The organism is Curtobacterium sp. MCSS17_007 (genome assembly GCF_003234175.2).
Lineage (GTDB): Bacteria > Actinomycetota > Actinomycetes > Actinomycetales > Microbacteriaceae > Curtobacterium.
This window is the reverse complement of sequence record NZ_CP126257.1, coordinates 2,361,931-2,379,092: the sequence shown is the minus strand read 5'-3', so window position 1 is coordinate 2,379,092 and position 17,162 is coordinate 2,361,931. Positions and strand designations below refer to the sequence as shown.

Sequence of the window (17,162 nt, the reverse complement as noted above, 5' to 3'; positions counted from 1 at the left end):
CCGAGACCGGCACCACGGTCCCGTCCCCCGCGGGACCCGCGGTGCCCCGACCGGACACGGACCCCTGACCGTGTCCGGCACGGGACACGACATCCCCTGTCGTCGTGCCCCGTGCGGATGCCGCGCCCGTCGTGGACGCGGCGCCGGACCCTGACCGGCGCCGCACCCCCTGTCAGTCCACGACGGGCCGCGGTGCCACCACCGCTGCCGCGGACTCCGGGGGTTCCGGCGTACCGGGCCAGACGTACTCCAGGTCGTCGGGGACGTCGGGGAAGAGCGGCCGGTAGTGCTCCGGCGCCTTCTGCACGAGCTTCGACCGGTGGGACCGGTGCACCGCGGGGTCGGCGTTCCACGCGGGGACCGCGAAGTCCCCGCGCTCGTACGCCGCCAGGTCCTCCGGTACGCGGCCGAGGTCGAGCAGCGTCTTCTCGAGGCAGGTGTCGACGTGCCCGCGCTCGAGCCACTCGCGGCACGTCGCGTCCTGGTAGGCCATGAGCGCGGGCCGGTACCCACGCCACATCGCGACGACAGGGTGGTGCTGCCACCCGTAGTCCGGCAGGGTCAGGGCCCGCATCACCTGGAGCGTCTCGACGCGCTGCTTGCCCAGCCGCTTGTCGTCGAGCACCTCGGCGGAGGCGCGGAAGTCGGCGTACGGCAGGAAGGTCTGCATCGACCGGAGGCTACGCCGGGCCGCTGGCACACGACACAAGACGTCACACCCGAGCAGGGTCGCGGGTGGCGTGTGAGCATCGAGCGCATGGACGGAGCACTCGTCGTCGGCGTCAGCGGCAGCCCATCGGACCCCTCACGCACCTCGACCCTCGTGGCGGCGACCGTGGCACGGCTCGCCGAGGACCTTCCCGACGCCCGCACCCGGACCGTCGAGATCGGTCCGCTGCTGGCCGACCTCGGGGCGGCACCCTCGCGGGAGGCCATGTCACCCGTGACCCGGGAGGCCCTCGAGACGGTCGAGGCGGCCGACGTCCTGGTCGTCGGCAGTCCCGCGTTCCGGGCTGCGTACTCCGGCGCCTTCAAGCTCTTCTTCGACTGGGTCGGGCAGTACGACCTCGTCGACACCCCGGTGCTCCTGACGGCGACCGGCGGCAGCGACCGGCACGCGCTGCTCGTCGAGCACCAGATGCGTCCGCTGTTCGGGTTCTTCCAGTCGACGACCCTGCCGCTCGGCGTGTTCGGCAACGAGCGGGACTTCACGAAGCGGGAGGGCGGCTACGACATCGCGAGCGTCGACCTCGAGCTGCGCATCGACCAGGCGGTCCGTCGGGCGCTCCCGATCGTCCGCGGGGGCTTCGCGGCCGTCGGCGCACCCGACGTGCGGCGTCCCGCCGACTTCTAGTCGCTGCCCCGGGCCGAACCGAGGCCGGTCGGGGCCGCGCGACCGGGCACGCCACGCCGCGCGTCGTCAGCCGCGTGGGCGGGACCGGACAGGACGGGGCCGGACGGGAGGCGCGGGGCGGACGTGCGCCGCGCCTCCCGTCCGTCAGTCGGTCGGGTCGGCCACCAGGGACGCGACGTGCGCCACCGCCAGGCGGTAGCCGTCGGCGCCGGCCCCCGCGATCACCGCGGTCGCCGCCGTGGCGACGTGGTCGACGTGGCGGAACGGCTCGCGCCTCCACGTGTTCGACAGGTGCACCTCGACCACGGGGACGCTCAGGGCCTCCACCGCGTCGTGCAGCGCGACCGAGGTGTGCGCGTACGCCGCGGGGTTGATGACGACCCCGACGAAGTCGTCGAGCGCCTCGTGCAGCCACTCCACGAGTTCGCCCTCGCGGTTGGTCTGCCGGAAGTCCGCCTCGAGGTCGTGCACGGCCGCCTCGGTGTGCACGATCGCCTCGAGCTCGGCCAGCGTCACGGTGCCGTACTGCGCCGGGTCGCGGCGTCCGAGGATGTCGAGGTTCGGCCCGTTCAGGACGAGGATCCGCCGCGGGCGTGTCGTGGTGTCGGTGACCGGCTCGCTCATGGGGAGAGCCTACCGAGCGGTCGGGCAGCGCGACGGATCCATGCGCCGGCTATGTGAACGGTCACATCGCGGTGTAACGTTCCCGTCCGGGTCGGCGCAGTTGCCGACTGCAACACACTGATGTGGAGATCGCATGGTTCTCGCTGCGGCGACCAACGGGATCCGGCTCGAACTGGGCTGGGTCGACTACTTGATGATCATCGTGTACTTCGCGGTGGTCATCGGCATCGGGTTCACCGCCCGCAAGCAGGTCCGGACGAGCATGGACTTCTTCCTGTCCGGCCGCTCGATGCCGGCCTGGATCACCGGCCTGGCCTTCGTGTCCGCCAACCTCGGCGCCACCGAGATCCTCGGCATGGCGGCGAACGGCGCGCAGATCGGCATGGCGACGCTGCACTACTACCTCATCGGCGCCGTGCCGGCGATGGTGTTCCTCGGCCTCGTGATGATGCCCTTCTACTACGGCTCGAAGGTGCGCTCGGTCCCTGAGTTCATGCTCCGACGGTTCGGCAAGGCACCGCACCTGGTGAACGCGATCGCGTTCGCGGTGTCGAACGTGCTCATCGCCGGCATCAACCTCTACGCGATGGCGATCGTCATCGAGGCGATGCTCGGCTGGCCGGAGTGGCTCGCCATCCTCGTGTCCGCGGCCTTCGTCCTCGCCTACATCACGCTCGGTGGCCTGAGCAGCGCGATCTACAACGAGGTCATGCAGTTCTTCGTGATCATCGCCGGTCTCGTGCCGCTGACGATCGTCGGCCTGCACCGCGTCGGCGGATGGGGTGGTCTGACCGAGGCGATCAAGCAGACCCAGGGCGTGCAGCACCTGCAGACCTGGGCCGGCACGGGCATCGGCGACGTCACGAACCCGATCGGCGCGAACTGGCTCGCGATCGTGCTCGGCCTCGGCTTCGTGCTCTCGTTCGGGTACTGGACGACGAACTTCACCGAGGTGCAGCGCGCGTTCTCCGCGAAGAACATGTCCGCCGCCCGCCGCACCCCGCTCATCGCGGCGATCCCGAAGCTCTTCATCCCGTTCATCGTCGTCGTGCCCGGCCTCATCGCGGCGGCGGTCGTCGGCAACCAGTTCGCCTCGGGGGAGCTGACCTACAACGACGCCATCCCGAAGCTCATCCAGATGTACCTGCCGACCGGCGTGCTCGGCATCGCGGTGACGGGTCTCCTCGCCTCGTTCATGGCGGGCATGGCGGCGAACGTGTCGTCCTTCAACACCGTCTTCACGTACGACATCTGGCAGCGCTACATCAAGCCGAACATGCCCGACCTGCACTACCTGACGACGGGCCGCTGGGTCACCGTCGTCGGTGTGCTCGTCGGCATCGGCACGGCGTTCCTGGCCGCCCAGGCCGGCAACATCATGACCTACATGCAGACGCTGTTCTCGTTCTTCAACGCACCCCTGTTCGGCGTCTTCATCCTCGGCCTGCTGTGGAAGCGGATGACCACCCAGGGCGCGCTCTGGGGCTACGTGCTCGGCATCGTCACGCCGACGATCACCTGGATCGCCTACCTGGTGAACCCGTCGCTGTTCTCGACGGCGACCGCCGAGACCATGTACGGCGCGATCATCTCGTTCGTCACGGTGCTCGTCGTGGGCGTGCTCGTCTCGCTCGCCACGAAGCCGAAGGACGTCTCCGAGCTCGGCGGCCTGGTCTACGGCGTCGGCAGGATCGACATGTCCGCCGGGGCCGTCGCGACGGACACCGCCTGGTACCGCTCGCCCGCGCTGCTCGGCACCGTCGCGCTCGTGCTCTGCGTCGCCCTCTACCTGCCGTTCCTCTAGGCCCGGACCCGAAGGAGTACTCCCATGCGTGAGGACACCACGAAGCTCACCGAGGAGCAGGCGGCCCTCGTCCGCTCCACCCGCCGTCTCGACCTGCGCCGCATCCTCGGCGGCCTGTTCGTGCTCTACGGCGTGATCACCACGATCGTCGGCATCGTCCACTGGGACACCGACCCGGAGAAGACCGGCGGCATCCACATCAACCTGTGGGTCGGCCTCTCGCTGCTCGTCGGCGGTCTGCTCTTCTTCCTCTGGGACCGGCTCAACCCGGTCCCCGCGGAGGACATCGTCGGCCAGGCCGAGGCCGAGGAGCACCAGAAGGCAGCCGGCGAGGGCCGCGAGCTGGTCTGACGCGTCGCGCGCAGTCGCCCGGCGTCGAACCACGGAACCGACATCGAACCAGCGCCCAGCCCTGGTTCGATGTCGGTTCCGTGGTTCGTTGCGGGGCGGAACGGTTGCGCTCGTCGGGCGCCAGGGCCAGGTTGGTGGTGACGAAGGGAACCACCGTGGAACAGATGGTGTTCATCAACCTGCCGGTCGCCGACCTCGACCGCGCGGTCGGCTTCTACGAGGCGCTCGGGTACACGGTGGACCCGGAGTTCACCGACGAGACCGCCGCCTGCATCGTCGTGAGCAGCGCCGTGTACGTGATGCTCCTCACGCACGCGAAGTTCCAGGAGTTCACCGACGGGACGATCGCCAGCCCGGGAACGGTCGAGGTGATCAACTCCCTCAGTGCCGCGTCGAAGGACGAGGTGCACCGGATCGTCGATGCCGCCGTGATGAACGGTGGGGACGAGGACCGGCCGGAGACGGACCTCGGGGTCATGTACCAGCGGAGCTTCACCGACCCGGACGGACACCGGTGGGAGATCGTCTGGATGGACCAGGCCGCGATGTCGGGGGAGTGACCTGCGCTGTCGGTGTCCTCGGCCAGGATGGTCCCGTGAGCACCGACCCGACGACCACCACCGACGGCCTGGTCACGGGCGACGACGGCCTCGCCCGACCGCTGTGGGCTGTCGCCGACCCGTTGCTGCGCGACTACTACGACACCGAGTGGGGCATGCCGGTCCACGACGAACGCGGGGTGTACGAGCGGCTCTCGCTCGAGGCGTTCCAGTCCGGACTGTCGTGGCGCACGATCCTCGCGAAGCGTCCGGCCTTCCGAGCGGCCTTCGCCGACTTCGACCCCGACGTCGTCGCGCAGTTCGGCGAGGACGACGTCGCGCGTCTGATGGGTGACGCCGGCATCGTCCGGAACCAGGCGAAGATCCGCGCGACCATCACGAACGCGGCCGCGACCGTCGCGCTCCGGGCGGACGGTGGACTGGCCGACCTCGTCTGGTCGTTCCGCCCCGCCGAGACGCCCGCGCCACGGACCGCGGCAGCGGTCCCGACCACCTCGCCGGAGTCGGTGGCCCTGTCGAAGGCGCTCCGGGAGCGGGGGTTCGCGTTCGTCGGGCCGACGACGATGCACGCGCTGATGGAGGCGCTGGGCATCGTCGACACCCACCTCGTCGGCAGTCACCGACGCGGCACCTCCGGCGTCTGGAGCTGAGCCGACCGCTCTCAGGCGAGCGGCAGCTGCATCTGCGTCGCGGTCACCCGGTAGCCGAGCTGGGCGTACAGGTCCTGCGCGCCGGTGTTGTACCCGAAGACGTTCAGACCGATGCTCGCTGCGCCGTTCGCCCGCGCGACGTCGTGCGCGGCCGCGATCGCGCGTCGAGCGTGACCGCGGCGTCGGTGCTCCTCGGCGACCTCGACGTCGAACACCCACCACTCGGCGCTGCCCGGGCTGAACGGACCGATCCACAGGTACCCGACGACGGCGTCCGCGTCGTCGACCAGGTCCCACACGAAGTGCTCGGGCAGGGGAGCGCCGTCCGGGAACCACTGGTCGAGCGACCGCTGCTTGTTCGCTTCCGCCTGCTCGCGCGTCTCGCCGGCGCGCACGCGCGACTCGACGTACTCCGCCATGGTGCGCTCGAGCCACGCCGGGATCGCCGACGCCGGCATCGGGACGAGTCGCGTACAGGTCACCGGTTGCCCTTGGACCCGCGCTTCGGCTTGCCGTTCCCGAGCCGCTGCGTACCCGGACGGCCGGACCCGCGGGGCTTCCGAGCACCCTTGCCCCCGGCCTTGCCGCCGGACGGCTGCTTCGCCGAGGCCTTGCCGCCACCGGAGCGCGCGGCGCCGCCGGAGCCACCACGGGACCCACGCGGGTCGCCGTCGTCCGCGCGATCGGAGCCTCCTGGCCGTTCCGCCGCGTTCCGCGAGCTGTTGGCGGTGCGACCGCGGACGACGCCGATGAACTCCTCGGTGGTGTCGGACGCGTCGGCGTCGCGCCAGACGAGCGCGATGCGGGTGCCCGCAGCGCCCGCGAGGGGCTTCGCGACCAGGTCCTTGCGGCTCGCGGCGCGGAACAACGACTGCGGCAGCACGACGACACCGACGTTCGCCTCGACCAGGTCGAGGGCAGCGGACACGTCCGCCGGCACCGGACCGGCGTCGACGACGTGCACGTCCGAGAGGTCCGCGTCGGTCACCGTGTCGGCGTCCGCGAGCGGAGCGTCCCTCGGCATCGCCACGACGGCCGTCTCGGTCCACAGGGGGATGGCGTTGAGGTGGGCGCCGACCGGCATCCGGGCGAAGGCCATGTGCGCCTCGCCGGTGAGTGCCTGGTCGACGTCGTCCGGGCCGATCGGCAGCAGGCCGAGCTCGGCGTCCGGGAAGCGTTCCCGCCAGACCCGGACCCACTTCGCGGGGGAGACCCCCGGGACGAAGGCGATGGTGAGGGCCGCGGTCATGCAACCGAGTGTAGGGGCCGTACCCTTGTACGCATGGCGCAGGAACAGACGATGAAGCCCGAGACGGCTGCGAAGAAGCTCGGCATCCTGCTGGCGGCAGCCCCGGAGTCGTTCCGTGCGGAGCCGGTCACGCGGACCGCCTTCGACGAGCTCCGCACGCAGCCGCCGACGTGGCTCGAGGACCTCCGTCGTGACGGACCCCACCCGCGCCCCGTGGTGGCACAGAAGCTGGGCGTGTCGATCTCGGGCCTCGTCCGTGCCGGTGTCGACGAGCCGCTGACCACCGCCGAGATCAAGGCGCTGCTGCAGGAGATGCCGGAGTGGCTCGTCCGCGAGCGTGCCACCCAGGCCGAGGTGCACGCGGAGAACGCCCGCGTGAAGCAGGAGCGGGCCGACAAGGCCGCCGCTCGCGCCCAGGACTGACCCCGGTCCCTCCCGGACGTCGTCCGCCATGACCGCCGTGCACGAGACCGTCGCCGACGCGATGCTCGTCGTGCCGCAGTTCGCCTCGGTGTGCTGCATCGTCGGTGACCGCTACCGACCGCGCCCCGGCGTGATCGTGCCCGCGACCGTGATGCTCGTCGCGATGCTCATGCCGGTAGTGCAGGCGGGTGCCTCGTGGACGTTGCTCGCAGCTGCCGCGCTGCTGCTCCTGGCCCCGCTGCCGGTGATGCGCCGCCGCCGACCGGACGGGCACCGTGCGGAGCCGATGGACGTCCATCGTGCGCTGTCGTCCGTCGTGATGGCCGGGATGCTCCTCATGGGGCACGCGACCGGCCTCGCCGACGGGCACGCCGGACACGGCATCGCGCTGTCCGCGGTGCTCGGCGCCGGGGTGATCGGGTACTGCGCGTTCAGCGGCTGGCTGCTCCGCCACGAGTGGGCGCGGGAGGACCGTCGCGCGGTCCGCAGCGGCGAGGTCTTCGCGATGACCGTCGCCGTGGTCGGGATGACCCTGGCGATGTAGCGGGAGCGTCGTGCAGCGGTAACGTCGGGGCGTGTCCGACCGTCCCGCTCGCCGCCCCGACCCCGCTCCGCGCCTCGACGAGGTCGACGAGCGCATCCTCTGGACCCTCGCCGCCGACGCCAGGATGCCGAACAACCGGCTCGCCGCGGCGGTGGGTGTCGCGCCCTCGACGTGCCTGACCCGCGTGCGGGCACTCGAGGACGCCGGGCTCATCCGCGGGTACCGGGCGGACGTCGACGTCGCCAAGCTCGGGTTCGCGATCGAGGCGATGGTCTCCGTGCGGGTGCACGCCGCGGCCCGGCACGAGTTGCGGGACTTCGCGAAGCGGCTGCTCCGGGTGCCGGTCGTGCAGGACGTGTCGTTCCTCGCGGGCGACAAGGACTTCCTCGTGCACATCGCGTGCACGTCGACGGAGCAGCTCCGCGACTTCGTGGCCGACGAGTTGAGCGGAGACCCGGCCGTCGCGACCACGCAGACGAACATCGTGTTCGAACGGCTCGTCGCCGATCGGGCACACCAGGGCCGGTCGTTCGACGAGCTGCGGCGCTGGCGCGCCTGACCCGCGCGGACGCCACTGGCACGCCCGACCCGCGCGCGCCTAGCGCGTGCGGGTCATCGGCACGTGCGGGATGGCGTCCTCGAGGAAGTCGTCGCCCGAGCGCACGAAGCCGAACCGGGCGTACCACTGCTCGAGGTGGGCCTGGGCGTTGATCGCGATCGAGCCCGACCGCGACTCGGCGATCGCCGCCTCCATCAGCTGCGCCCCGAGCCCCTGCGAGCGAGCGTGGCGCGCGGTCGCGACCCGGCCGATGCGCTCGGTGCCGTCGTCCTCGCGGAGCAGCCGGAGCGTCGCGTCGACGGAGCCCCGCCCGGCCCAGAACTGCAGCGTGCCGGGCTCGAGGTCACGGCCGTCGATGTCGGGGTAGGCGCACTCCTGCTCGACCACGAAGACGTCCTGCCGGAGCCGGAGGATCTCGTGCAGTGTCACGATGTCGAGATTGCGCGTCGGGGCGTTGAAGATCGAGACCATGTCTTGCGTTTCCTGACTGTTCGTCGAGGAACGGGGTGCGTTCCGGAGCGGTTCGGCGTACATTGCCGGTCAACCACTCTACGTGCGCAGCCGAGATCAGGAGGTGAGCGCATGGACCAGCCGTTGCGCGACCCCTGGCGCGCGCTGCTCCGGTACGCCGTCGTCGGCGTCGGGGTCGCCGCTGCCCTCGTGCTGCTCTCGCTGCTGCTCGGGGCCCGGCCGGCCGCCGCGGCGGAAGCCTCCGCGCACCGCGGTCTGGTCGGTGGGGTCGTGCAGGACGTCGGCGGGAGCGTGCAGGGCGTCGCGAGCGGTGTCGGGGAGACCCTCGGCACGGCCGTGGCTCCCGTGCGCACCGCGGTCCCGCAGCCCCAGCCCGCTGCTCCTGCGCCTGCCGCTCCCGCTCCGGCCGCCCCCGCTCCCGCCCCGGCACCGGCTCCGGCACCTGTCCAGGCCGCGCCGCCGGTGCAGCACGCCGCGCCCGCCGCGCCGAGCGACCCGCACACGAGCGTGACGGCGCCGGCTGCGCCGCAGGCGGCCCCCGTCGAGGCACCCCGCCCGGCCGCCGTGCCGACCCCGGCCACCCCCGCGACGGGCGGCGGCTCGGGCGACGCGGGCAGCGCCTCCCGGCCGGTCACCGACACCCTGACGGGCGCGCTCCGACCCGTCACCGACACGGTGCAGACCATCACCGACGCGCGTCCCGTGACGGGCGTCGTCGACGGCGTCGATCGCGTGGTCGGCTCGCTCCCGGTGACTCGTGACCTGCTCGGTGACGACACCGTCGGCACCGTCACCTCGCCGGTGACCGGTGTCGTCGACGACGTCGTGGGCGGCGTCGGGATGACGGTCGGCGCGCTCCCCGGGACGGTGGAGCAGGTGCTCCCGCCCGTCGAAGGGGTGCTGCCGCTCCCGGTCCTGCCGCTCCCGGTCGCGCCGGTCCTGCCGCTCCCGGTCGCGCCGGTCCTGCCGCTGCCCGGCACGCCGGTCCTGCCGGAGCCGCCCCTCCTGCCGGGAGGCACGGCTCCCCTCCCCGGGACCTCCCCGGCCCCGGTGGTCGGCCCGGTTGCGGAGCCCGTCGGGACCGGACCGGCGACCGGTACGACCGACCGAGCGGCCCTGGACGCTGCCGGCTCGCCGCTCCTCGGACCGGGCGCCTCCGCGGCTCCCGTGTCCGGGACGCTCGACGCAGCCCCGGCCCGCGCCGACGGCACGGTGGCGCAGGTCGTGGCTGCCGCGAGCCCCGTCGCCCCGCTCCTGGCCGCAGCGACGCTGGGTGGTCACGCGCTGCTCGTCCCGGCGGACGGTGAGGGCCACCACGGCCTGCCGTTCGGCCCCGAAGCCTCCGGTGTCGCCGGCGGCGCCTCCTCCGGTTCCGCGGGCGCAGCGCCCGTCGGGATCGACGGCGCAGCCGGTGCCCGGTTCTCCCTCGCCGCGGGGTCGCGCGGCACCCTCGCCGACGACGCTGTCCCCGCGTCGGTCGTCGGCGACCACGACGTCGCTCCTGACTGAGATCGGTGCGCCTGTCCACCACGGCAGGCACGCACCACCCGACCGCGATCGCGGTCGGCGACAGATCTCGATCAGTGAGGAACGAACGACCATGAACAAGTACGTCTGCAGAGGGCTGTGGTTCACCCTCTTCGTCGGAGGCCTGACGCTCGGAGGGACAGCGGCCGCGAACGCCGCGACGACCTCCGGCACCGACGGCATCCTGTCCGGCACGCAGGTCGTGCCCTCCGTGAGCGCACCGGTGTCCGTCGCCGGGAACGCCCTCGGGGTGCTCGGCGACGCCGAGTCCACCACCCCGGCCCCGGCCGCTCCCGCCCCGGCGGCTCCGGCTCCGGCTCCGGCCACCGCTCCCGCCCCGGCGGCTCCGGCTCCGGCACCAGTCACCTCGGGCACCGACGGCGTGGCGTCCGGCACCCAGGTCGCGCCCGTCGTCACGGCACCCGTGCAGGCGACCGGCAACGCGGTGGCCGTCGGCGGTGACGCCGAGGCGACCGCGCCGGCTCCCGCGCCGGCTCCCGCTCCTGCGGCAGCCCCGGCCCCGACCGCAGCTGCTCCGTCGACGTCCGGTACCGACGGCATCGCGTCCGGTACCCAGGTCGTCGGTGACGTCACCGCCCCGGTGACGGCCGCGGGCAACGCGATCGCCGTCGCAGGGGACGCGGACGCCGCGTCGGCACCCGCGTCGGCTCCTGTGGCGGGCACCCCGGCCACGGCGGAGCCAACGTCGGCACCGTCCACGTCCGGGTCGGACGGCGTGGCCGCCGGGACGCAGGTCGCCCCGGTGGTGTCCGTCCCGGTGACGGTCACCGGCAACGGCATCGGCGTGCTCGGTGACGGCTCGGCGACGAGCCAGGCGCCGGCCACCGGTTCAGGTCCGGGTTCGGGTTCGGGTTCGACCCCGACCGCGGACGGCACGACCTCGGGTGTCGACTCCGTGCTCGGTGGTACGCAGGTCGCTCCGGTCGTCTCGGTCCCGGTGACCGTGGGCGGGAACGGCATCGGTGTCGTCGGTGACGGCACCAGCACCACCACCCCCGGTGCCGGCACGACCCCGGGCTCGGGTACGGGTTCGGGTTCGACCCCGACTGCGGGAGGTACCACCTCGGGTGACGACTCCGTGGCCGGTGGTACGCAGGTGACCCCGGTCATCAGCCTGCCGATCACGATCGGTGGGAATGGCATCGGCATCATCGGTGACGGCACCAGCACCACCACCCCCAGCACGACCCCCGGTTCGGGTTCGGGTTCGGGCTCGACCCCGACCGCTGGAGGCACCACCTCGGGTGACGACTCCGTGCTCGGTGGTACGCAGGTGGCTCCCGTCGTCTCGGTCCCGGTAACCGTGGGCGGGAACGGCATCGGTGTCGTCGGTGACGGCACCAGCACCACCACCCCCGGTGCCGGCACGACCCCGGGCTCGGGTACGGGTTCGGGTTCGACCCCGACTGCGGTAGGTACCACCTCGGGTGACGACTCGGTGGCCGGTGGTACGCAGGTGACCCCGGTCATCAGCCTGCCGATCACGATCGGCGGGAACGGCATCGGCATCATCGGTGACGGCACCAGCACCACCACGCCCGGCGCCGGCACGACGCCGGGCACCGACCCCGGCACGGACCCGGGGACGGACCCGGGGACGGACCCCGGCACGACCCCGGGGACGGACCCCGGCACCGACCCGGGCACGACCCCCGGCACCGACCCGGTGACGACGCCCGTCGACGTCACCGACGGTGACGGCGCTCCCGGTGCCACGGACCCGGGCGTGACCACGGTCCCGGTGGCGACCACCGGATCGACCACGGTCGGCGCGGTCGTCGCGACCAGCGCCTCCCGTCCGGCGGTGACGGCACCCGCCGCCGCCAGCACGGCGACCACCGCGGACGCGCAGCCCGCGCTCGCCTACACCGGTGCCGGGTCGCAGACGGTGCCTGCGGGCACCGCCCTGCTGCTCCTGCTCCTCGGGGCCGGCGCACTGGCGCTCCGCAAGCGGATCGCCTGACACGACGGGTCGGAGGGGCACCGTCAGCGGTGCCCCTCCGACCCGTGTGCCCGGGCACCGGCCCGTCTGAAGGGCGGCTGGTGCCTTCCTGGGAGCGATCGGTGCCCAACCTGTGCGCAGTGGAAGCGCACGTCAGGGTGTCCGGCGGTGCTCCGGGGCCACGATGAACCCGTGCTCCACGAACTCCTGCGCATCCCCATCACGGGCGCGAGCCTGCTCGTCCCCGTGTACGTCCTCGCCGCCGTGCTGGCGGCGTGGGTCGTCGTCGGACCGGTGCACGAGCGCCGTCGCCTGCGCCGTGCGGCGGTCCGCCTCGGAGCGGCGGTGGTCGGTGCGCTCGTCGGGCTGGGCGTCGTGTGGTGGACGGGTGACGTGCAGGACGACTTCGGGGTGCAGTTCACCCCGGTGACCAGGATGTGGGTCGCCTTCGCGTTCGCGGCGGCCGCGCTCCTGCTCGTGGTCCTGGTGCAGGGCGGGTGGCTCGCACGGGTCCTCGCCGTGGCCGCAGCCGGTGCCGTGGTGCTCTCCGCCGGTCTCGGTGTCAACGTCGACTTCGGCTTCTACAAGGACGTCGAGCAGGCCGTGGCCACGAACCCGTACCCGACGAGGGTGTTGCCGGCCCTCCACTCGACGGAGCGCGACGTCAGCGTCGCCGACTGGCACGCACCCGCCGACATGCCCAGGACGGGGGAGACGCTCAGCGTCCGCATCCCCGGGACCGTGTCGCACTTCCGCGCCCGTGATGCCGTCGTCTGGCTGCCGCCGGCCGCACGGGTCGCCGACCCACCGCGTCTGCCCGTGCTCGTCGCGCTGTCCGGGCAGCCCGGACAGCCGGCCGACATGTTCCAGACCGGTGACCTCGGGGGGTTCCTCGACCGGTACGCGGCGGCGCACGACGGGCTCGCTCCGATCGTGGTCTCGCCCGACCAGCTCGGTGCGCCGAACCGCAACCCGATGTGCGTCGACTCACGGCGGCTCGGCCGCAGCGCCACCTACGTCATGACCGACACCGTCCGCTGGATCGACCACCACCTGCCCGTCGCGACCGGACCGGGTGCGTGGGGCGTCCTCGGGTTCTCACAGGGCGCCACCTGCGCCGAGCAGTTCTCGACCGCGCACCCCGAGGTGTTCGGGACGGCGCTGGCGATCTCGAGCGAACTCGCGCCCGTCACCGGGTCGGCCCGGCAGAGCGCCGCGCTGGCCTTCGGTGGCTCGACGTCCGCGTACCGAGCGGCGGCTCCGAGCGCGATCATGGCGGCACACGCGCCCTACCGCGACCACCTCACCGTGTTCGGCTACGGTCAGGACGACGCACCCTACAAGGCGTCGACCGAGGCACTCCGCGCCGCCGCGGTCCGCGCGGGCATGCAGACACAGGTCATCGTCTCGCCCGGTTCCGCGCACGACTGGAACACCGTGCGGTACGTGCTCGCGAACGGGCTGCCGACGGTCCTGTCGCACCTCGGGCTCCCGCAGACGGAGGGCGCACTGTGAGCAGTCAGGACACCACCCGGACCTCGGCGCTCTGGTCGCGGTGCCTCCGGGCGCTCCGTCGCTACCCGGTCACGGCGGTCGTCGCGGTGCTGGTGCTCGGCACGTCGACCGCGGGGCTGCTCATCCGGGTCCTGGGCAGGACCGGTTCGGTCGACGCGGTCCACTTCGGCCCCTTCCGGGTCTTCGCGGTCACCACCGGGGCGCTCGCGCTGGTGCTCACCATCGCAGGGGTCGTCGTCCTGGTGGGCGCCTCGGAGCGCCTGATGGGCGGTCGACGCACGGTGCTCGCGTTCGTCGCGACCACCGTCGTCGGGACGGGGATCGGCTCGCTCACGGCCTTCGTGGACCAGGACGGCCACGAGGTCGGTCGGCTCCTGCTCGGCCGCGCCACCAGCTTCGACCCGTGGACCGCGCTCGTCGGGACCATCGTCACCGCCAGCGCCTTCGCCGGCCCGCTCTGGCGTCGGCGCATCCGGGTCAACGCCGTCGCGGTCGTGGCCGCGCTGCTGCTCTACGCCGGGCACGCCTCGGACCTCTCCGCGGCACTCGCGGCGGCGGCCGGGTGGGTGCTCGGCGACCTGCTCCGCAGCGGTCCGGCTCGGCTCGGGTGGACCCGGAGCTCCCACCGCGAGACCCGGGTGCTGCTCGGCACGGTCGTCCTGGTGTCGGCGGTCGGGCCCTTCATCGCGCTCGTCTCGCGGGCCCGGGTCGGCCTCCTCGCCCCGCTCGCCGCGGTGGTCGGGACGGGGCCGGCCACCTCGGTCCGGGGATGCCACGCGGACGGCGCGTCGGGGGAGTGCCTGCGCGGCCTGCTGGCCTTCCGGGCCACCGACCCCTGGACGCTCGTGCTCGCGGTCGCGCCCCTCCTGGTGCTCGTGGTCGCGGGGCTCGGCCTGTTCCGCGGCAGCCGGTTCGCGGTGTGGCTCGCGGTCACGGTCGACGTCCTGCTCGCCGCGGCCGCCGCGGTGACCTACGGCGTCCTGCCGGCACGTGCGGCCGAGCTGCACGGTGCCGAGAACCGTTTCGTCGTGACGGTCTCGGTGGCCGCGTCGATCGTCGTCCCGCTCGCGACGGCGATCGTGCTCGTGCTCCTGCGCCGGGCCTTCACCGTGCTCCCGTCCCGACGCCGCGTCGTGACCTTCTCCGTGGTCGTGCTCGTCACCCTCGCGGTGGTCGCGACGGTCCTGCTCGTGACCGCAGCGTCCTCGCCGCGCCCGGTGCCCGACGCCTGGCGACTCGTCGTGGCCGCGCTCGGCCCGCTGTCCCCGGTGCTGGCCTGGGACCGGCTCGCGGCGCTCGACCCGGCGCTCCGGTTCGTCCTCGCCGCCGCGGGGCCGGTCGTGTGGCTCGTCGTCGCGGTCGCTGCGATCCGTCCGACGGGCGCGGTCGAGCAGGACGCCGACGCCGACGGCCTCCGCGAGAGCCGCCTCCGTGCGCGCACCCTGCTCGAGGCCGCGGGCGGTGACACGTTCGGGTGGATGACGACCTGGCAGGGCAACGCCTACTGGTTCGCCGACGACGGCCGGGCCGGCGTCGCGTTCCGTCGGAACGGGCGGGTCGCGGTCACGGTCGGCGGACCCTTCGGGTGGCCGGACGCGCGTCACGCCGCCATGACCGCCTTCGCGCGGTGGTGCGACGACAACGGGTGGACGGCCGTGTTCTACGGCATCGGGGTGGACGCTGCCGGGACCCTCACGGCGCAGGGCTGGGACACGCTGCCGGTCGCGGAGGACGCCGACCTCGACCCGCGCACCTGGACGACGAGCGGCAAGAAGAAGCAGGACGTCCGCACGGCCGTGAACAAGGCCGGACGCGAGGGCATCACCGCCCTGTGGTCGTCGTGGCAGGACCTGCCGCCGTCGACGGTCCGGCAGATCGAGGCGATCTCCGAGGAGTGGGTCTCCGAGCGAGAACTGCCCGAGATGGGCTTCACGCTCGGGGGCGTCGACGAGATGCGGGACCCCGCCGTCCGGACCCTCGTGGCGCTCGACCCCGAGGGCACGGTGCTCGCCGTGACGAGTTGGCTCCCGAGCCACCGAGCCGGACGCGTCGTCGGGTGGACCCTCGACGTGATGCGGCGCACGAGCGCGGCGCCGAACGGTGTGATGGAGTTCCTCGTCGCGAGCGCGGCGGACCGGATGCGCGAGGACGGCGTGGAGCGGCTCAGCCTGTCCGCCGCCCCGCTCGCGCAGTCGGCGGGAGGCAGCCCGGCGGGCGACGGCGTGCAGGACCTGCTCGACCTGGTCGGCGGGGTCCTCGAGCCCGTGTACGGCTTCCGGTCGCTGCTGCGCTTCAAGGCGAAGTTCGGGCCCGAGCTGCACCCGCTCGTGCTCGCCTACCCGGACCCGGTGGCGCTCCCAGCGATCGGCGTCGCGGTCGTGCGCGCCTACCTGCCCGACCTCTCGCTCCGGCAGGCGGTGTCGCTCGTGCGCGGGCGCGGCTGAGCGGGGGACACCCTCCCGCCCCGGGGTCGGCGTCGCGCCGACCGCTCCCGGGCGCGGAGCTCCCGACGCCGGTGTCCCGCCGAGACGCCTCCGGTCACGGGAGACGCCGCCGGATCCGCCGGTGTCTGGCAGTGCCGCCGGCGTCTCGCGCTGCCGCCGTCGTGTCGTGGGGCCGACGGCCGTCACACGGCGCAACGCCGTCGGACGGGCGGTCGGGGGCGTGGGGTATCGTTCGGGGTACGCAAGCGCTCCGGGGTCGGTGCAAGTCCGAACCGGTGGTGACAGTCCACGAGCTGACGACGGGTGCGAACCCGACCGATGCTGACCCGGTGGGATTCCGGGACCGACGGTGAGAGTCCGGACGGGAGGAAGCGCTGGCGGGCAGGACGCTCCCGTGACCGGGTGCGCCCGGTCCGTCGATGCCGACGATCGTCGAGCACCCCCGGAGTCCCGTTGAGAGGACACCAGTGTTCACCGGCATCATCGAGGAACTCGGCACCGTCACCGCCGTCGAGCAGCACGGCGACTCCGTCGCGCTCACCGTGCGCGGCCCGAAGGTCGTCGCCGACGCACGGCACGGCGACTCCATCGCCACGAGCGGCGTCTGCCTGACGGTCGTGGAGCAGACCGACGAGACCTTCACCGCGTTCGTGATGAAGCAGACGCTCGACATGAGCGCCCACGGCACGCTCGTCGTCGGGGACCGGCTCAACCTCGAGCGCGCGGCCTCCGTCGGCGACCGACTCGGCGGCCACATCGTGCAGGGGCACGTCGACGGCACCGCCACGGTGCTCGAGACCGCCGACGGCGACGGGTGGCGGCGCGTGCGGTTCTCGCTCGCGCCGGACCTCAGCCCGTTGGTGGTCGACAAGGGGTCCGTCGCGGTCGACGGCGTCTCGCTCACCGTCAGCGCCGTCTCGTCCGAGCACACCCCGCCGGCCGACGCCTGGTTCGAGGTGAGCCTGATCCCGGAGACGCTCGAGGCCACCACGCTCGGCGCCCGCGTCCCCGGTGACCGGGTCAACATCGAGACCGACGTCCTCGCACGGCACGTCCGCCGCATGCTGCGGCTCGACGCCGCGACGGCGCCCGTCCTGGAGGCACGGTGACCGCCGTCGGGGCCC

The 17,162-nt window shown here is 73.1% G+C and carries 18 protein-coding genes and 1 riboswitch; of the genes, 13 read left to right on the top strand and 5 right to left on the bottom strand.

All coding sequences use genetic code 11. The annotated features are described in order from the left end of the window. Positions 1–172: 172 nt before the first annotated feature. Complete coding sequence (locus DEJ22_RS11270) at positions 173–670, bottom strand: MSMEG_6728 family protein (protein WP_111227213.1); 498 nt, start codon at positions 668–670, stop codon at positions 173–175. An 87-nt stretch (positions 671–757) separates the two neighbouring features. Between DEJ22_RS11270 and DEJ22_RS11265 the strand changes: the two genes are divergently transcribed. After that, positions 758–1,354: an NAD(P)H-dependent oxidoreductase gene (locus tag DEJ22_RS11265; RefSeq protein WP_181430796.1), complete on the top strand. Its 597-nt coding sequence runs from the start codon at positions 758–760 to the stop codon at positions 1,352–1,354. Positions 1,355–1,498: 144 nt separating this feature from the next. On the opposite strand, the gene aroQ is transcribed toward DEJ22_RS11265, so the two are convergent. After that, positions 1,499–1,978: a type II 3-dehydroquinate dehydratase gene (gene aroQ, locus DEJ22_RS11260; RefSeq protein ID WP_111227211.1), complete on the bottom strand. Its 480-nt coding sequence runs from the start codon at positions 1,976–1,978 to the stop codon at positions 1,499–1,501. A 133-nt stretch (positions 1,979–2,111) separates the two neighbouring features. On the opposite strand from aroQ, the gene DEJ22_RS11255 reads away from it, so the two are divergent. The 4 genes from DEJ22_RS11255 (at position 2,112) to DEJ22_RS11240 (ending at position 5,343) form a co-directional block, all read left to right on the top strand. Continuing rightward, positions 2,112–3,782, top strand: coding sequence for a sodium:solute symporter family protein (locus DEJ22_RS11255; protein ID WP_111227210.1), 1,671 nt, complete (start codon positions 2,112–2,114; stop codon positions 3,780–3,782). Between the two features lie 24 nt (positions 3,783–3,806). Then, positions 3,807–4,133, top strand: a complete 327-nt coding sequence (locus tag DEJ22_RS11250) for a hypothetical protein (RefSeq protein ID WP_181430794.1) — start codon at positions 3,807–3,809, stop codon at positions 4,131–4,133. Positions 4,134–4,297: 164 nt separating this feature from the next. Beyond that, on the top strand, positions 4,298–4,693 hold the full coding sequence (locus DEJ22_RS11245; RefSeq protein WP_258379624.1) for a VOC family protein: 396 nt from the start codon (positions 4,298–4,300) through the stop codon (positions 4,691–4,693). A 35-nt stretch (positions 4,694–4,728) separates the two neighbouring features. Next, positions 4,729–5,343 (top strand): DNA-3-methyladenine glycosylase I, encoded by a 615-nt coding sequence (locus DEJ22_RS11240; protein WP_111227209.1) that lies wholly within the window; start codon positions 4,729–4,731, stop codon positions 5,341–5,343. A gap of 11 nt (positions 5,344–5,354) precedes the next feature. Here the strand turns inward: DEJ22_RS11240 and DEJ22_RS11235 are convergent, their stop codons facing one another. After that, positions 5,355–5,825: a GNAT family N-acetyltransferase gene (locus DEJ22_RS11235; RefSeq protein ID WP_146241759.1), complete on the bottom strand. Its 471-nt coding sequence runs from the start codon at positions 5,823–5,825 to the stop codon at positions 5,355–5,357. After that, complete coding sequence (locus tag DEJ22_RS11230; protein WP_111227207.1) at positions 5,822–6,592, bottom strand: LysR family transcriptional regulator substrate-binding protein; 771 nt, start codon at positions 6,590–6,592, stop codon at positions 5,822–5,824. The genes DEJ22_RS11235 and DEJ22_RS11230 overlap by 4 nt, the downstream gene beginning before the upstream one ends. A gap of 33 nt (positions 6,593–6,625) precedes the next feature. Between DEJ22_RS11230 and DEJ22_RS11225 the strand changes: the two genes are divergently transcribed. Genes DEJ22_RS11225 through DEJ22_RS11215 form a run of 3 tightly spaced genes read left to right on the top strand, consistent with a single transcriptional unit; the run spans position 6,626 to position 8,118 of the window. Further along, positions 6,626–7,015, top strand: coding sequence for a DUF5997 family protein (locus DEJ22_RS11225; RefSeq protein WP_111227206.1), 390 nt, complete (start codon positions 6,626–6,628; stop codon positions 7,013–7,015). A gap of 28 nt (positions 7,016–7,043) precedes the next feature. Then, a complete protein-coding gene (locus DEJ22_RS11220) occupies positions 7,044–7,559 on the top strand; it encodes a hypothetical protein (protein WP_111227205.1) in 516 nt (171 codons plus the stop codon). Positions 7,560–7,590: 31 nt separating this feature from the next. Continuing rightward, on the top strand, positions 7,591–8,118 hold the full coding sequence (locus DEJ22_RS11215) for an Lrp/AsnC family transcriptional regulator (protein WP_111227204.1): 528 nt from the start codon (positions 7,591–7,593) through the stop codon (positions 8,116–8,118). Between the two features lie 39 nt (positions 8,119–8,157). Here DEJ22_RS11215 and DEJ22_RS11210 read toward each other — a convergent pair whose 3' ends face one another. Further along, a complete protein-coding gene (locus DEJ22_RS11210) occupies positions 8,158–8,589 on the bottom strand; it encodes a GNAT family N-acetyltransferase (RefSeq protein ID WP_111227203.1) in 432 nt (143 codons plus the stop codon). A 111-nt stretch (positions 8,590–8,700) separates the two neighbouring features. Between DEJ22_RS11210 and DEJ22_RS11205 the strand changes: the two genes are divergently transcribed. The 5 genes from DEJ22_RS11205 to DEJ22_RS11185 all read left to right on the top strand — a co-directional run bounded on the left by DEJ22_RS11205 (position 8,701) and on the right by DEJ22_RS11185 (position 17,147). Next, entirely contained in the window at positions 8,701–10,098 is a 1,398-nt protein-coding gene (locus tag DEJ22_RS11205; protein WP_111227202.1) for a hypothetical protein, read from the top strand. A 91-nt stretch (positions 10,099–10,189) separates the two neighbouring features. Next, positions 10,190–12,100: a hypothetical protein gene (locus DEJ22_RS11200; RefSeq protein WP_111227201.1), complete on the top strand. Its 1,911-nt coding sequence runs from the start codon at positions 10,190–10,192 to the stop codon at positions 12,098–12,100. A gap of 171 nt (positions 12,101–12,271) precedes the next feature. Then, positions 12,272–13,594 carry an alpha/beta hydrolase gene (locus DEJ22_RS11195; protein ID WP_258379618.1) on the top strand — a complete coding sequence of 441 codons (1,323 nt, stop codon included), beginning with the start codon at positions 12,272–12,274 and terminating at the stop codon, positions 13,592–13,594. After that, entirely contained in the window at positions 13,591–16,038 is a 2,448-nt protein-coding gene (locus DEJ22_RS11190) for a bifunctional lysylphosphatidylglycerol flippase/synthetase MprF (protein WP_111227200.1), read from the top strand. The genes DEJ22_RS11195 and DEJ22_RS11190 overlap by 4 nt, the downstream gene beginning before the upstream one ends. A 243-nt stretch (positions 16,039–16,281) precedes the next feature. Next, positions 16,282–16,415: riboswitch (FMN riboswitch) on the top strand. 90 nt (positions 16,416–16,505) lie between these two features. Next, positions 16,506–17,147 (top strand): riboflavin synthase, encoded by a 642-nt coding sequence (locus DEJ22_RS11185; protein WP_111227199.1) that lies wholly within the window; start codon positions 16,506–16,508, stop codon positions 17,145–17,147. The last annotated feature ends 15 nt before the right edge of the window (positions 17,148–17,162 follow it).

What these genes read in the sequence shown, in the direction of transcription:
- DEJ22_RS11270 (WP_111227213.1), bottom strand. Translation starts at nt 670, where the DNA reads ATGCAGACCTTCCTGCCGTACGCCGACTTCCGCGCCTCCGCCGAGGTG.
- DEJ22_RS11265 (WP_181430796.1), top strand. Translation starts at nt 758, where the DNA reads ATGGACGGAGCACTCGTCGTCGGCGTCAGCGGCAGCCCATCGGACCCC.
- aroQ (WP_111227211.1), bottom strand. Translation starts at nt 1,978, where the DNA reads ATGAGCGAGCCGGTCACCGACACCACGACACGCCCGCGGCGGATCCTC.
- DEJ22_RS11255 (WP_111227210.1), top strand. Translation starts at nt 2,112, where the DNA reads ATGGTTCTCGCTGCGGCGACCAACGGGATCCGGCTCGAACTGGGCTGG.
- DEJ22_RS11250 (WP_181430794.1), top strand. Translation starts at nt 3,807, where the DNA reads ATGCGTGAGGACACCACGAAGCTCACCGAGGAGCAGGCGGCCCTCGTC.
- DEJ22_RS11245 (WP_258379624.1), top strand. Translation starts at nt 4,298, where the DNA reads ATGGTGTTCATCAACCTGCCGGTCGCCGACCTCGACCGCGCGGTCGGC.
- DEJ22_RS11230 (WP_111227207.1), bottom strand. Translation starts at nt 6,592, where the DNA reads ATGACCGCGGCCCTCACCATCGCCTTCGTCCCGGGGGTCTCCCCCGCG.
- DEJ22_RS11225 (WP_111227206.1), top strand. Translation starts at nt 6,626, where the DNA reads ATGGCGCAGGAACAGACGATGAAGCCCGAGACGGCTGCGAAGAAGCTC.
- DEJ22_RS11220 (WP_111227205.1), top strand. Translation starts at nt 7,044, where the DNA reads ATGACCGCCGTGCACGAGACCGTCGCCGACGCGATGCTCGTCGTGCCG.
- DEJ22_RS11210 (WP_111227203.1), bottom strand. Translation starts at nt 8,589, where the DNA reads ATGGTCTCGATCTTCAACGCCCCGACGCGCAATCTCGACATCGTGACA.
- DEJ22_RS11205 (WP_111227202.1), top strand. Translation starts at nt 8,701, where the DNA reads ATGGACCAGCCGTTGCGCGACCCCTGGCGCGCGCTGCTCCGGTACGCC.
- DEJ22_RS11200 (WP_111227201.1), top strand. Translation starts at nt 10,190, where the DNA reads ATGAACAAGTACGTCTGCAGAGGGCTGTGGTTCACCCTCTTCGTCGGA.